The following is a 13,750-nucleotide window of genomic DNA, read 5'->3' on the forward strand; positions in this document are numbered from 1 at the left end:
CGTGATTCGAGTGCTGGTAGCCGAAGACCACACCATTGTCCGTGAAGGCATCAAGCAGTTGATTGGCCTAGCCAAGGACATGCAGGTGGTGGGGGAGGCCGGGAATGGCGAGCAGTTGCTCGAGACCCTGCGGCATACGCCGTGCGAAGTGGTGCTGCTGGATATCTCGATGCCGGGCGTGAGCGGGCTGGAGGCGATCCCGCGGATTCGCGCGCTGCTCGACGCGCCGGCGATCCTGATGCTGTCGATGCATGACGAGGCGCAAATGGCCGCGCGGGCGCTGAAGGCCGGTGCGGCGGGGTATGCCACCAAGGACAGTGACCCGGCGCTACTGCTGACGGCGATTCGCCGGGTGGCTGCTGGCGGGCGCTATATCGACCCGGCGTTGGCTGACCGCATGGTGTTCGAAGTGGGCCTGACCGAGTCGCGGCCGTTGCACACCCTGCTCTCGGAGCGGGAGTTTTCCGTGTTCGAGCGCCTGGCCCAGGGCGCCAACGTCAATGACATTGCCCAGCAACTGGCGCTGTCGAGCAAGACCATCAGTACACACAAGGCGCGGCTGATGCAGAAGCTGAAGGTGAACTCGCTGGCGGAGCTTGTGAAGTACGCCATGGAGCACAAGCTGGTCTGATTGCGACCCCGGCGGTATCTGCGGTGCAGCGGGAATTCTGGGGCCGCTGCGCGCACCATCGCGACACAAGGCAGCCCCCCAGGGGCAAGGCTGTTCTGAACGCGCCATCCTTGTAGGGCAATCCCTACATCAAATCTTCCATCCGGATGATGGCATTCTCTCCGCACCCCCGATTTTCCGGCGCTTGCGCCTCTTTTACGCTTTGCCCACGCAGTCATCCAACAAGAAGGTGCAGGCATGAGCGAGGCGAAGTCGAACGCTGCAACCAGCGAAACGCTGGTCAGCTTCCGTGGTGTGCAGAAGAGCTACGACGGCGAGTCGCTGATCGTCAAAGACCTTAACCTGGATATCCGCAAGGGCGAATTCCTCACCCTGCTTGGCCCTTCTGGTTCGGGCAAGACCACCAGCCTGATGATGCTGGCAGGGTTCGAAACCCCCACCGCCGGGGAAATCCACCTGGCCGGGCGCTCGATCAACAATGTCCCGCCGCACAAGCGTGATATCGGCATGGTGTTCCAGAACTATGCGCTGTTCCCGCACATGACGGTTGCGGAAAACCTGGCCTTCCCGCTGACCGTGCGCAATTTGAGCAAGACCGATATCAGCGAACGGGTCAAGCGCGTGCTGAACATGGTGCAACTGGATGCCTTTGCCAAGCGCTACCCCGGCCAGCTTTCTGGCGGCCAGCAACAGCGCGTGGCGTTGGCCCGGGCGCTGGTGTTCGAGCCCCAGTTGGTGCTGATGGACGAGCCGCTCGGGGCACTGGACAAACAGCTGCGTGAGCACATGCAGATGGAGATCAAGCACATTCACCAGCGCCTGGGGGTGACCGTGGTGTACGTGACCCACGACCAGGGTGAAGCGCTGACCATGTCTGACCGGGTGGCGGTATTCCACCAGGGTGAGATCCAGCAGATCGCCGACCCGCGCACGCTGTACGAGGAACCCTGCAACACCTTCGTCGCCAATTTCATCGGCGAGAACAACCGCCTCAACGGCACGCTGCTGGCCAGCGACGGCAAGCGCTGCCAGGTGCAGCTGCCGCGCGGCGAGCGGATCGAGGCACTGGCAGTGAATGTCGGCCAGGCCGGCGAACCGGTCACCCTGTCCATCCGCCCCGAGCGGGTACGCCTGAACGGCCACAGTGAACGCTGCGCGAACCGCTTCTCGGGCCGGGTGGCGGAATTCATCTACCTGGGCGACCACGTGCGGGTGCGCCTGGAAGTTTGCGGCAAGGGCGATTTCTTCGTGAAACAGCCCATTGCCGAGCTCGACCCGGCCCTGGCCGTGGGCGATGTGGTACCGCTGGGCTGGGAGGTGGAGCACGCCCGCGCGCTCGATCCGATTGCCGAAGCCCATTGATGGATTGCTTCACCAACCCTGTACTGTGGAGAGAACAAGAATGCGCAAGCAGTTGAAACTGACCGCCCTGGCCCTGGGGCTGTTCACCGCCGGCCAGGCCATGGCCGCAGACCTCACCGTGGTCTCGTTCGGCGGTGCCAACAAGGCCGCCCAGGTCAAGGCGTTCTACGAGCCGTGGGAAAAGGCCGGGCATGGCAAGATCGTCGCAGGCGAGTACAACGGCGAAATGGCCAAGGTCAAAGCCATGGTCGATACCAAGAGCGTGTCGTGGAACCTGGTGGAGGTAGAGTCGCCAGAGCTGGCCCGCGGCTGTGACGAGGGCATGTTCGAAGAGCTCGACCCCGCCCTGTTCGGCAACGAAGCCGATTACGTGCCGGGCGCCATCCAGCCTTGTGGCGTGGGCTTCTTCGTCTGGTCCACGGTATTGGCCTACAACGCGGACAAGCTCAAGACCGCACCGACCAGCTGGGCCGACTTCTGGGACACCAAGAAATTCCCTGGCAAGCGCGGCTTGCGCAAGGGCGCCAAGTACACCCTGGAATTCGCCCTGATGGCCGACGGCGTGGCGCCCAAGGACGTTTACCAGGTGCTGGGTACCAAAGAGGGCGTGGACCGCGCCTTCAAGAAGCTCGACGAACTCAAGCCAAGCATCCAGTGGTGGGAAGCGGGTGCCCAGCCACCTCAGTACCTGGCCTCGGGTGACGTGGTCATGAGCTCGGCCTATAACGGCCGCATCGCGGCGGTGCAGAAGGAGAGCAACCTCAAGGTAGTGTGGAATGGCGGCATCTATGACTTCGATGCCTGGGCCATCCCGAAAGGTGCCAAGGATGCCGACCAGGCGAAGAAATTCATCGCCTTCAGCGTGCAGCCTGAGCAGCAGAAGATCTACTCCGAGAACATCGCCTACGGCCCGGCCAATTCCAAGGCAGTGAGCCTGCTGTCGGACGAGGTGAAGAAAGACATGCCGACCACGCCTGAGAACATTGCCAACCAGGTGCAGATCGACGTGGCCTTCTGGGCCGACAACAGCGAGCAGCTGGAGCAACGCTTCAACGCCTGGGCGGCGAAGAAGTAACCGACCAGCGCAAGGGGCCGCCATGCGGCCCCAATTTCAGTTCGTATCGCGGAGTTTGCCATGGCCATTGCAGTGCCACTCAAAGAAGGCGCAGGTCAAAGTCTGAAGCAGCGCCTCAAGCATGCCGAGCGGGTCAACCGCTGGAAGGCGCAAGCGCTGATCGCGCCGCTGGCGCTGTTCCTTCTGCTGGTGTTCCTGGTGCCGATCGCGGCGCTGCTGTACAAGAGCGTCGGCAACCCGGAGGTGGTCGGTGGCCTGCCGCGCACGGTCGACGTCATCAGCCAGTGGGACGGCAAGAGCCTGCCTGGCGAGGACGTGTACAAGGCGCTGAGCCAGGACCTGGCCGAGTCGCGCAAGAACCAGACCCTGGGCGACCTGTCCAAACGCCTGAACATGGAACTGGCCGGCTACCGCAGCCTGCTGGCCAAGACGGCGCGCGCATTGCCGTTCAAGAGCGAGCCCGCCTCTTACAAGGATGCCCTGCAGGCCCTGGACGAACGTTGGGGCGACCCGGCCTACTGGCAGGCGATCCGCCGCAACACCAGCACGCTGACCCCGTTCTACCTGCTGGCTTCGCTGGACCACCGTATCGATGACCTTGGCGAACTGGCCAAGGCTACCCCGGACCAGGCCATTTACCTGGATATCTTTGCCCGCACCCTGTGGATGGGCGTGGTGATCACCGCCATCTGCCTGGTGCTGGCCTACCCGCTGGCGTACCTGCTGGCCAACCTGCCGACCCGGCAGAGCAACCTGTTGATGATTCTGGTGTTGCTGCCGTTCTGGACCTCGATCCTGGTGCGGGTGGCAGCGTGGATCGTACTGCTGCAGTCGGGCGGGCTGATCAACAGTGCGCTGATGGCCATGGGCATCATCGACCAGCCGCTGGAACTGGTGTTCAACCGCACCGGCGTGTACATCTCGATGGTGCACATTCTGCTGCCGTTCATGATCCTGCCGCTGTACAGCGTGATGAAAGGCATTTCGCCAAGCTACATGCGTGCGGCGATTTCGCTGGGTTGCCACCCGTTCGCCAGTTTCTGGCGGGTGTACTTCCCCCAGACCTATGCCGGTGTCGGCGCCGGGTGCCTGCTGGTATTCATCCTGGCCATTGGTTACTACATCACCCCGGCACTGCTGGGTAGCCCGAACGACCAGATGGTCAGCTACTTCGTGGCCTTCTATACCAACACCAGCATCAACTGGGGCATGGCCACCGCACTGGGCGGGCTGTTGCTGCTGGCGACCGTGCTGCTGTACCTGATCTATAGCTGGCTGGTCGGCGCCAGCCGCCTGCGCCTGAGCTGAGGAGCCTTGTCATGCTGAGCCCTTACATGTCGCCCGTGGAGCGGGTGTGGTTCTACAGCCTGCGCATTCTTTGCGGCCTGATCCTGCTGTTCCTGATCTTGCCGGTGCTGGTGATCGTGCCCTTGTCGTTCAACAGTGGCAGCTTCCTGGTGTACCCGCTGCAGGGCTTCTCGCTGCAGTGGTACCAGGACTTCTTCAACTCGGCCGAATGGATGCGGGCGCTGAAGAACAGCATCATCGTTGCCCCTGCGGCCACGGTGCTGGCCATGGTGTTCGGCACGTTGGCAGCCATCGGCCTGACCCGCGGCGACTTTCCCGGCAAGTCGCTGGTGATGGCACTGGTGATTTCGCCGATGGTGGTGCCGGTGGTGATCATTGGGGTGGCCAGCTACCTGTTCTTTGCCCCGCTGGGCATGGGCAACAGCTTCACCTCGCTGATTCTGGTGCATGCGGTGCTGGGCGTGCCGTTCGTCATCATCACGGTGTCGGCAACCTTGCAGGGCTTCAACTACAACCTGGTGCGCGCGGCAGCCAGCCTGGGCGCTTCGCCCCTGCTGACCTTCCGCCGGGTGACCCTGCCGCTGATCGCCCCCGGGGTGATTTCGGGGGCGCTGTTCGCCTTTGCCACGTCGTTCGATGAGGTCGTTGTGACCCTGTTCCTCGCCGGCCCGGAGCAGGCGACCCTGCCGCGGCAGATGTTCAGCGGTATTCGCGAGAACCTGAGCCCGACCATCGCTGCCGCGGCGACATTGCTGATTGCGTTTTCGGTGATCTTGCTGCTGACCCTGGAGTGGCTGCGCGGGCGTAGCGAGAAGCTGAGAACCCAGCAGCCTGCCTGATTTTCCAGTAGCTGTACGGGCCCTATCGCCGGCAAGCCGGCTCCCACAGCGTTCTGCACAAGAGTCATGCGATGCAGAAACCTGTGGAGATCCCATGTGGGAGCCGGCTTGCCGGCGATAGGGCCCGTACAGGCACTACAAGGCTTTTGGTCACTGGTCGACACCCATTGATACCAATCAGCCTTCACCCCTTTCCCTGAGTTACAATGCGCGCCACCGTGATTCTGCCAACAGGTGCGCCATGCAGCCCTACGCTATTGCCCCCTCCATTCTTTCTGCCGATTTCGCCCGCTTGGGCGAGGATGTCGACAAGGTACTGGCGGCGGGTGCCGACATCGTCCACTTCGATGTCATGGACAACCACTACGTTCCCAACCTGACCATCGGCCCGATGGTGTGCACTGCCCTGCGCAAGTATGGCGTCACCGCCCCGATCGATGTGCACCTGATGGTCAGCCCGGTCGATCGCATCATCGGCGACTTCATCGAAGCCGGCGCCACCTACATCACCTTCCACCCGGAAGCTTCGCAGCACATCGACCGTTCGCTGCAACTGATCAAGGACGGCGGCTGCAAGGCCGGGCTGGTGTTCAACCCGGCCACCAGCCTGGACGCCCTGAAGTACGTCATGGACAAGATCGACATGGTGCTGCTGATGAGCGTCAACCCGGGTTTCGGCGGGCAGAAGTTCATCCCTGGCACACTCGACAAGTTGCGTGAAGCGCGTACGTTGATCGACGCCAGTGGCCGGGATATCCGCCTGGAAATCGACGGTGGCGTCAACGTCAACAACATCCGCGAGATCGCTGCCGCTGGCGCCGACACGTTCGTGGCCGGCTCGGCGATCTTCAATGCCCCGGACTACCAGGAAGTCATCGCCAAAATGCGCGCCGAACTGGCCCAGGCTCGCCCATGAGTGGCTTCGAGCAGCTGTTTCCGGGGACGCTCCCCAGGCTGGTGATGTTCGATCTGGACGGTACCCTGATCGATTCCGTGCCAGACCTGGCCGCCGCCGTGGACCGCATGCTGCTCGAACTGGGGCGCCCGCCTGCTGGCCTTGAGGCGGTACGCCAATGGGTCGGCAATGGCGCCCAGGTGCTCGTGCGCCGCGCCCTGGCCGGTGGCATCGAGCATGAAACCGTGGACGATGCGCTGGCTGAACAGGGCTTGGCGCTGTTCATGGAAGCCTATGCCGAAAGCCATGAGCTCACCGTGGTTTACCCCGGGGTCAAGGACACCCTGCGCTGGCTGCACAAGCAGGGCGTGGAAATGGCCTTGATCACCAACAAGCCGGAGCGCTTCGTCGCGCCCTTGCTGGACCAGATGAAGATCGGCCGGTATTTCCGCTGGATCATCGGCGGTGACACCCTGCCACAGAAAAAGCCCGACCCGGCGGCGCTGCTGTTCGTCATGCAAATGGCGGGCGTGAGCCCGCAACAGTCGCTGTTTGTCGGCGACTCGCGCAGCGACGTGCAGGCGGCCAAGGCGGCCGGGGTGCAGTGCGTGGGGCTGACCTACGGCTACAACCATGGCCGGCCCATCAAGGACGAGTCACCAAGCCTGGTGATCGACGATTTGCGTGCATTGCTGCCCGGTTGCGCAGACCCGGCCACTGGGATAACGTTGGCGGACCTTCAAGCCTCAGCAGACAGAGAGTCCACCGTGGCGGTTACTGGCAAATTCTGGATGAAAGTCATCAAGGCCTTGGCCCGTTGGCGTTGGCGCGCCTGACTTCAGCCTGCCGGCACGTGCCGGCCCGTCCGTTTGCCTGACCCATTGCTGCTTGCCACGAGGCTACTCATGAACCACGAAGAATTCCTGCGCCTGGCTGCTGCCGGCTATAACCGCATTCCCCTGGCCTGCGAAACCCTGGCCGACTTCGATACGCCGCTGTCGATCTACCTGAAGCTGGCCGACCAGGCCAACTCGTACCTGCTCGAATCGGTGCAGGGCGGCGAGAAATGGGGCCGTTACTCGATGATCGGCCTGCCCTCGAGGACGGTGATGCGGGTGCACGGCTATCACGTCAGCATCCTGCAGGACGGTGTCGAGGTTGAACGCCACGATGTCGAAGACCCGCTGGCCTTTGTCGAGACGTTCAAGGAGCGCTACAAGGTCGCTGACATTCCCGGCCTGCCACGTTTCAATGGTGGCCTGGTCGGTTACTTTGGCTACGACTGCGTGCGCTATGTGGAAAAGCGCCTGGGGGCCAGCCCGAACCCAGACCCGCTGGGTGTGCCCGACATTCTGCTGATGGTCTCGGACGCGGTCGTGGTATTCGACAACCTGGCCGGCAAGATGCACGCCATCGTGCTGGTAGACCCTGCGCAAGATCAGGCTTTCGAGCAAGGCCAGGCGCGCCTGCAAGGCTTGCTGGAAACCCTGCGCCAGCCTATTACCCCCCGCCGAGGCCTGGACCTGAGTGGCCCGCAGGCTGCCGAGCCGGCATTCCGCTCCAGCTACACCCGTGAGGACTACGAAAGCGCCGTTGGCCGCATCAAGGAATACATTCTGGCTGGCGACTGCATGCAGGTGGTGCCGTCACAACGTATGTCGATCGACTTCAAGGCTGCGCCAATCGACCTCTACCGCGCGTTGCGCTGCTTCAACCCGACGCCTTACATGTACTTCTTCAATTTTGGCGACTTCCACGTGGTTGGCAGCTCGCCAGAGGTGCTGGTGCGGGTCGAGGACAACCTGGTCACCGTGCGCCCGATTGCCGGTACCCGCCCGCGTGGCGCAACCGAAGAGGCCGACCGTGCGCTGGAAGACGACCTGCTGTCGGACGACAAAGAGATCGCCGAGCACCTGATGCTGATCGACCTGGGCCGCAACGATGTCGGCCGGGTGTCCTCCACGGGCAGCGTACGCCTGACCGAGAAGATGGTGATCGAGCGCTACTCCAACGTCATGCACATTGTCTCCAACGTCACCGGCCACTTGCGCGAAGGGCTGACGGCGATGGATGCACTGCGCGCGATCCTGCCGGCCGGTACCCTTTCGGGGGCGCCGAAGATCCGTGCAATGGAGATCATCGACGAACTGGAGCCGGTCAAGCGTGGTGTATATGGCGGTGCCGTGGGGTACTTCGCCTGGAATGGCAACATGGATACCGCCATTGCCATTCGTACGGCGGTGATCAAGGACGGCGAGCTGCATGTGCAGGCAGGTGGCGGTATCGTTGCCGACTCGGTGCCGGCGCTGGAGTGGGAAGAAACCATCAACAAGCGCCGGGCGATGTTCCGTGCGGTGGCCTTGGCTGAGCAGACTTGCGCCAAATGAATTGATCAGGGCTGCTGCGCAGCCCATCGCTGGCAAGCCAGCTCCCACAGAGTATCCTCGGTTCCCGACCTTGTGGCATTCCTGTGGGAGATTCTATGGTTTCTGGCAAGGGTGGCCGCAGCATCTTCAGCGCCTGTGAGGTCGAGCGCCGCCCGCGCGGCGCATCGCGAGCTGCGCTCGCTCCTACGTTTGTTTCGGGCCAGTAACCCCTGTGCCAGATGCGCGCGGCCGCCTTGTTCGTACGACGCGATTTTGAGGCATGCGCCAAGGCGTTCGCGCGCGAATCCCACAGGAATAATTGGCCCGAAACAAACGTAGGAGCGAGCGTAGCTCGCGATGCGCCGCGCGGGCGGCGCTCGATCTCACAGGCGCTGCATATCTTGTGACAAACACCTATCAGCCCTGATGCGACACCTGTGGCTTGCCGGCGATGGGGCCGGTACAGGCCCTAGAAATCGACGCTAACCCCCAGACTCACCCCCTGCTGCGTCAGCTCATCACTCTTGCGCCAATTGTAGTTGCCGCGCAAATGCACCCCCGCCACCACTTCATGGCTTACCCCCAGGCTGGCCCGGGTCAGGTCGCTGTGTGGCGTATACCCGGTCAGGGTGAAGTCATTCGCCGGCAAGCTGGTCAGGTGCATGGTCACGTCCTGCTGGTCATCCTCGAACTCATGCTCTTGCGCCACCTCGGCGAACAGCCGGGTAGAGGGCAGCACCTGCACGCTGCCCAGCAGCCCCACGCCCAGGCGGCGAGACGTGCGCTCCTGGTCATCGAAACCCAGGGCTGTGGAGCGCCCGCTCTTCTCGTCGTAGCCGTCCACCTTGACCCGCGCATAGTCGGCGCTGATGAATGGCGCCAGTTGCCAGTTGCTGCTGTCCGCCGCCAGGTTGTAGCCCAGCCGTGCGGACATCGCCCAGGCTTCACCGTCGGTGTCGGCCTTTTCGCTACGGTCGTTCACGCCCAGGGCAAAGGTGCGCTTGAGGTCGCTATAGTCCAGGTGCCCGGCTGTCAGCGCAGCATCGGCCCACCAGCGGTCCTGCCGGTACTGGGCGAAGGCGCTGGCCAGGTAGCTGTCGAGCTTGTAGTCCGAATCTTGCGTGCCTGCTTCCAGTTTCTGCCGGTAGACGCCGCCCGCCAGCCCCAGGCGCCAGGCATCGTTCAGGCGGTAGCTGCCACCCACGGTCAGGTTGTAGCCCCGGCCATCGCCGCTGGCCGCGCTGCCCTGGCTGTCGAAGTCCAGGTCCTGGGCGCCGCTGCTGACAAACGCTTGCCACTGGCCGATCGCCTGCCATGGCGTTTGCCATTGGCTGCGCAATTCATCCTGGTGGGCACGCAGACTGGCGTGGGCCATTTCCGGCAGCAGGGACAGTTCCCAGGGCGCGGACAGGATCGAGTAGGCGTAGTCGGCAATCAGTTGCTGGCCGGCGATGGTCGGGTGCACCGAATCGTTGAACAGTAGCCGGGTCGGGTCTGGCGTGGTGCCGTCGATGCCATAGACCGGGTTGCCCACGCAGCCTTGCCCGCTGTAGCAAGTGCCGACCAGGTTCTGGTCAGGTGCCAGGCCGAACTGGCTGGGGCTGGCCAAGGCCTCGCTCAGCAACACAGGGATGTTCAGGGGGATGACCTGGGCATCGATCTGCCTCAGCTGGCCCAGCAGGGATTGATTGAACGCCCCGGACAGCAACGACAGCGGGTTCTGTTGCGGCGTGCCGCTGAAGTTCGGTGTTTGACCAAGGTCGGGTAGCAGCCAGACCATGATGTAGCGTGCGCCGCCCTGTTGCAGGGCCTGAGCGCTGGCGGCCAGCCGAGCGCCGGCCGCCATTGCGTCGGCCGGGCTGTTGACCAGGCCTTGCAGAAAGTCGTTGCCGCCGCCGGTCAGGTAGTACAGGGCATTGGAGTCGGCGCGCAGCCCGTTGGCCAGGTAGCCAGGCTTCTCTCGCAACACCGTCCCGGCGCCTGGGTTGCCGGGTGGAATGACGGTTCTGGAGGTTTCGGTGATCGAATCAAGAATCTGTTGCGTGGTGTAGCCCCCTACCGCCCAGTTGTTGCCGTCGGGGCGTACACCGACGGAGGTGGAGGGGTTCAGCGCATTGGGGTCTATGCCCAAACGGCCACCGAGGATCATCGGCGACACCGGGGCAAAATTGCCATCGGCCTCACGGTTGGTGAAGCGTGCGCCGGAGGTGCCACCTGTCAGGTCGGGGAACTGCCCGGCATCTGCCAGGCTGTCGCCGAATACGATCAGCGTGGAATAGGGCGAGGGGGCGGCAAAGGCCTGGCTGCAGGCCAAGGCTAATGAAGCGAAGGCAAAGCGTAAAAGTGGAGCTTTTCTCATCGCGGAACATCCTTTTCTTTGTTTTTATGAGAACAACCTGATCGACATTAGCAAATCGTGGGGCTTCGCTCCCAAGTCCATTCGTTTCCCCGTGTTTACAGGCATATTGCGCCCGCCGCGCCGGTAGGCTACTGTGCCGTGACGTATGAGCGAGACCTACCCTGTGTTGATCGTCAGCAAACTCTTGATGCGCGTAATCAAGGCCCACGCCCGTTGGCGTTGGCGCGCCTGACTTTATCCCCTGCCGGCCAGTCCGGCCCGCCCCTGTTTGCCTTCCTGTTCCTCGCCCTCAAGTGGCACAGCCACCGCTATGGCGGGCAGAGGGAGGTTCGAATTTGAAGTCAGTAAGTTCAAGAGGTTTAACACCATGTTACTGATGATCGACAACTACGACTCATTTACTTACAACGTTGTGCAGTACCTTGGCGAGCTGGGTGCCGAGGTCAAGGTCGTTCGCAATGACGAACTGACCATTGCCCAGATCGAAGCCCTGAACCCCGAGCGGATCGTCGTCTCCCCTGGCCCGTGCACGCCGAGCGAGGCGGGCGTGTCCATCGAGGCCATCCTGCATTTCGCCGGCAAGCTGCCGATCCTCGGCGTATGCCTGGGCCACCAGTCCATCGGCCAGGCCTTTGGCGGTGACGTGGTCCGGGCTCGCCAGGTGATGCATGGCAAGACCAGCCCGGTACTCCACCGCGACCTCGGCGTGTTTGCCGGCCTCAACAACCCGCTGACGGTGACCCGCTACCACTCGCTGGTGGTCAAGCGCGACACCTTGCCTGACTGCCTGGAAGTGACCGCCTGGACGGCCCATGCAGATGGTTCGGTCGACGAGATCATGGGCCTGCGACACAAAACGCTGAACATCGAAGGGGTGCAGTTCCACCCTGAGTCGATCCTCACCGAGCAGGGCCACGAGCTGTTCGCCAACTTCCTCAAGCAGACCGGCGGCCGCCGCTAAGGATTGAATATGGACATCAAAAGCGCGCTGAGCCGTATCGTTGGCCAGCTGGACCTTTCGACCGAAGAAATGCGCGATGTGATGCGCCAGATCATGACAGGCCAGTGCAGCGAGGCGCAGATCGGCGCCTTCCTGATGGGCATGCGCATGAAAAGCGAGAGCATCGACGAGATCGTGGGCGCGGTATCGGTGATGCGCGAGCTGGCCGACAAGGTCGAGCTGCAGAGCCTGGAGGGTGTGGTGGATATCGTCGGTACCGGCGGTGACGGTGCCAACATCTTCAACGTTTCCACCGCTTCGTCGTTCGTGCTGGCGGCGGCGGGCTGCCCAGTGGCAAAGCATGGCAACCGCGCGGTGTCGGGCAAGAGCGGCAGTGCCGACTTGCTGGAAGCTGCCGGCATCTACCTGAACCTGACGCCAACGCAAGTGGGCCGCTGCATAGACAGCCTGGGGATCGGCTTCATGTTCGCGCAAAGCCATCACTCGGCAATGAAGCACGCCGCTGGCCCGCGCCGCGAGCTGGGTATGCGTACCCTGTTCAACATGCTCGGCCCGCTTACGAATCCGGCCGGGGTGAAACACCAGGTGGTCGGCGTGTTCGCTCAGGCCCTGTGCCGGCCGTTGGCCGAGGTGCTGCAGCGCCTGGGCAGCAAGCATGTGCTGGTGGTGCACTCAAAGGATGGCCTGGATGAGTTCAGCCTGGCTGCCCCCACCTTTGTGGCCGAGCTGAAGAACGACCAGATCACCGAATACTGGGTCGAGCCGGAAGACCTCGGCCTGAAAAGCCAGAGCCTGCATGGCCTGGCCGTTGAGAGCCCGCAGGCGTCACTGGAACTGATCCGTGATGCACTGGGCCGGCGCAAGACTGAAAACGGCCAGAAAGCTGCCGAGATGATCGTGCTCAATGCCGGTGCGGCGCTGTATGCCGCTGACCATGCCATGAGCCTGAAAGCCGGTGTGGAACTGGCCCATGACGTACTGCACACCGGCCTGGCCTGGGAAAAGCTGCAGGAATTGGGTGCATTTACTGCAGTATTCAAGGTGGAGAACGAAGCATGAGCGTGCCGACGGTGCTGGAAAAGATCATTGCCCGCAAGTTCCAGGAAGTGGCCGAGCGCAGCGCGCGGGTCAGCCTTCGCGAACTGGAGGGCCTGGCCAAGGCCGCTGACGCTCCCCGGGGCTTTGCCAATGCCTTGATCGAGCAGGCCAAGCGCAAGCAGCCTGCGGTGATTGCCGAAATCAAGAAGGCCTCGCCCAGCAAGGGCGTGATCCGTGAAGACTTCAGGCCGGCGGAAATCGCTGTCAGCTATGAGAAGGGCGGTGCTACCTGCCTGTCGGTGCTGACCGATGTGGACTACTTCCTGGGTGCCGATGAGTACTTGCAGCAGGCACGTGCGGCGGTTTCCCTGCCCGTGATCCGCAAGGATTTCATGATCGACCCGTACCAGATCGTCGAGGCGCGGGCCTTGGGTGCGGACTGCGTGCTGCTGATCGTGTCGGCGCTGGATGACGTGAAGATGGCCGAACTGGCCGCCACCGCCAATGACGTCGGCCTCGATGTACTGGTAGAAGTGCACGATGGCGATGAGCTGGAGCGTGCGCTGAAAACCCTGGATACACCGCTGGTGGGCGTGAACAACCGCAACCTGCACACCTTTGAAGTCAGCCTGGAAACCACCCTCGACCTGCTGCCGCGCATACCGCGTGATCGCCTGGCAATTACCGAGAGCGGTATCTTGAACCGGGCCGATGTCGAGCTGATGGCGATCAATGACGTTTATTCGTTCCTGGTGGGTGAGGCATTCATGCGCGCCGAACAACCTGGGCTGGAGCTGCAGCGGCTGTTCTTCCCGGACCAGGTGAAGAAAACTGTTCAGCAACTGGACTGATTGCAATGAAGCCGGCGTGATTGCCGGCTTTTTTACGGGCCCGGCAAGAGGCCCTTGAAAACAAC

General features: G+C 62.8%; 12 protein-coding genes. 11 read left to right on the forward strand and 1 reads right to left on the reverse strand.

The features are described from left to right. Window position 1 precedes the first annotated feature (1 nt). The 8 genes from FPB55_RS02060 to trpE all read left to right on the forward strand — a co-directional run bounded on the left by FPB55_RS02060 (window position 2) and on the right by trpE (window position 8,497). Window positions 2-631: a response regulator transcription factor gene (locus FPB55_RS02060; protein ID WP_009685247.1), complete on the forward strand. Its 630-nt coding sequence runs from the start codon at window positions 2-4 to the stop codon at window positions 629-631. 237 nt (window positions 632-868) lie between these two features. Then, window positions 869-1,993, forward strand: a complete 1,125-nt coding sequence (locus FPB55_RS02065) for an ABC transporter ATP-binding protein (RefSeq protein WP_115293303.1) — start codon at window positions 869-871, stop codon at window positions 1,991-1,993. A gap of 40 nt (window positions 1,994-2,033) precedes the next feature. Further along, window positions 2,034-3,068, forward strand: coding sequence for an ABC transporter substrate-binding protein (locus FPB55_RS02070; protein WP_029885951.1), 1,035 nt, complete (start codon window positions 2,034-2,036; stop codon window positions 3,066-3,068). A 60-nt stretch (window positions 3,069-3,128) separates the two neighbouring features. Further along, window positions 3,129-4,376 (forward strand): ABC transporter permease, encoded by a 1,248-nt coding sequence (locus FPB55_RS02075; protein WP_009685250.1) that lies wholly within the window; start codon window positions 3,129-3,131, stop codon window positions 4,374-4,376. An 11-nt stretch (window positions 4,377-4,387) separates the two neighbouring features. Continuing rightward, on the forward strand, window positions 4,388-5,215 hold the full coding sequence (locus FPB55_RS02080) for an ABC transporter permease (RefSeq protein ID WP_009685251.1): 828 nt from the start codon (window positions 4,388-4,390) through the stop codon (window positions 5,213-5,215). A gap of 241 nt (window positions 5,216-5,456) precedes the next feature. Then, window positions 5,457-6,131 carry a ribulose-phosphate 3-epimerase gene (gene rpe, locus FPB55_RS02085; protein ID WP_115293304.1) on the forward strand — a complete coding sequence of 225 codons (675 nt, stop codon included), beginning with the start codon at window positions 5,457-5,459 and terminating at the stop codon, window positions 6,129-6,131. Beyond that, window positions 6,128-6,946 carry a phosphoglycolate phosphatase gene (locus FPB55_RS02090; protein WP_029885955.1) on the forward strand — a complete coding sequence of 273 codons (819 nt, stop codon included), beginning with the start codon at window positions 6,128-6,130 and terminating at the stop codon, window positions 6,944-6,946. The genes rpe and FPB55_RS02090 overlap by 4 nt, the downstream gene beginning before the upstream one ends. 69 nt (window positions 6,947-7,015) lie before the next feature. Next, a complete protein-coding gene (trpE, locus tag FPB55_RS02095; protein ID WP_009685254.1) occupies window positions 7,016-8,497 on the forward strand; it encodes an anthranilate synthase component I in 1,482 nt (493 codons plus the stop codon). 448 nt (window positions 8,498-8,945) lie between these two features. Here trpE and estP read toward each other — a convergent pair whose 3' ends face one another. Then, complete coding sequence (estP, locus tag FPB55_RS02100; protein WP_115293305.1) at window positions 8,946-10,835, reverse strand: esterase EstP; 1,890 nt, start codon at window positions 10,833-10,835, stop codon at window positions 8,946-8,948. A 367-nt stretch (window positions 10,836-11,202) separates the two neighbouring features. On the opposite strand from estP, the gene FPB55_RS02105 reads away from it, so the two are divergent. From FPB55_RS02105 to trpC, 3 genes are read left to right on the forward strand one after another with little or no spacing between them, the layout of a single operon-like run. Next, window positions 11,203-11,796, forward strand: coding sequence for an aminodeoxychorismate/anthranilate synthase component II (locus tag FPB55_RS02105; protein ID WP_009681254.1), 594 nt, complete (start codon window positions 11,203-11,205; stop codon window positions 11,794-11,796). Between the two features lie 9 nt (window positions 11,797-11,805). Beyond that, entirely contained in the window at window positions 11,806-12,855 is a 1,050-nt protein-coding gene (gene trpD, locus FPB55_RS02110; protein WP_009681255.1) for an anthranilate phosphoribosyltransferase, read from the forward strand. Then, window positions 12,852-13,685 (forward strand): indole-3-glycerol phosphate synthase TrpC, encoded by an 834-nt coding sequence (gene trpC, locus FPB55_RS02115; RefSeq protein WP_009681256.1) that lies wholly within the window; start codon window positions 12,852-12,854, stop codon window positions 13,683-13,685. The genes trpD and trpC overlap by 4 nt, the downstream gene beginning before the upstream one ends. Window positions 13,686-13,750: the final 65 nt, after the last annotated feature.

The organism is Pseudomonas sp. BJP69, assembly GCF_007633355.1.
GTDB lineage: Bacteria > Pseudomonadota > Gammaproteobacteria > Pseudomonadales > Pseudomonadaceae > Aquipseudomonas > Aquipseudomonas juntendi.

Excerpts from the sequence above, each read along its gene's own strand:
- FPB55_RS02065 (WP_115293303.1), top strand. The coding sequence starts at position 869 with ATGAGCGAGGCGAAGTCGAACGCTGCAACCAGCGAAACGCTGGTCAGC.
- FPB55_RS02070 (WP_029885951.1), top strand. The coding sequence starts at position 2,034 with ATGCGCAAGCAGTTGAAACTGACCGCCCTGGCCCTGGGGCTGTTCACC.
- FPB55_RS02075 (WP_009685250.1), top strand. The coding sequence starts at position 3,129 with ATGGCCATTGCAGTGCCACTCAAAGAAGGCGCAGGTCAAAGTCTGAAG.
- FPB55_RS02080 (WP_009685251.1), top strand. The coding sequence starts at position 4,388 with ATGCTGAGCCCTTACATGTCGCCCGTGGAGCGGGTGTGGTTCTACAGC.
- rpe (WP_115293304.1), top strand. The coding sequence starts at position 5,457 with ATGCAGCCCTACGCTATTGCCCCCTCCATTCTTTCTGCCGATTTCGCC.
- FPB55_RS02090 (WP_029885955.1), top strand. The coding sequence starts at position 6,128 with ATGAGTGGCTTCGAGCAGCTGTTTCCGGGGACGCTCCCCAGGCTGGTG.
- trpE (WP_009685254.1), top strand. The coding sequence starts at position 7,016 with ATGAACCACGAAGAATTCCTGCGCCTGGCTGCTGCCGGCTATAACCGC.
- estP (WP_115293305.1), bottom strand. The coding sequence starts at position 10,835 with ATGAGAAAAGCTCCACTTTTACGCTTTGCCTTCGCTTCATTAGCCTTG.
- FPB55_RS02105 (WP_009681254.1), top strand. The coding sequence starts at position 11,203 with ATGTTACTGATGATCGACAACTACGACTCATTTACTTACAACGTTGTG.
- trpD (WP_009681255.1), top strand. The coding sequence starts at position 11,806 with ATGGACATCAAAAGCGCGCTGAGCCGTATCGTTGGCCAGCTGGACCTT.
- trpC (WP_009681256.1), top strand. The coding sequence starts at position 12,852 with ATGAGCGTGCCGACGGTGCTGGAAAAGATCATTGCCCGCAAGTTCCAG.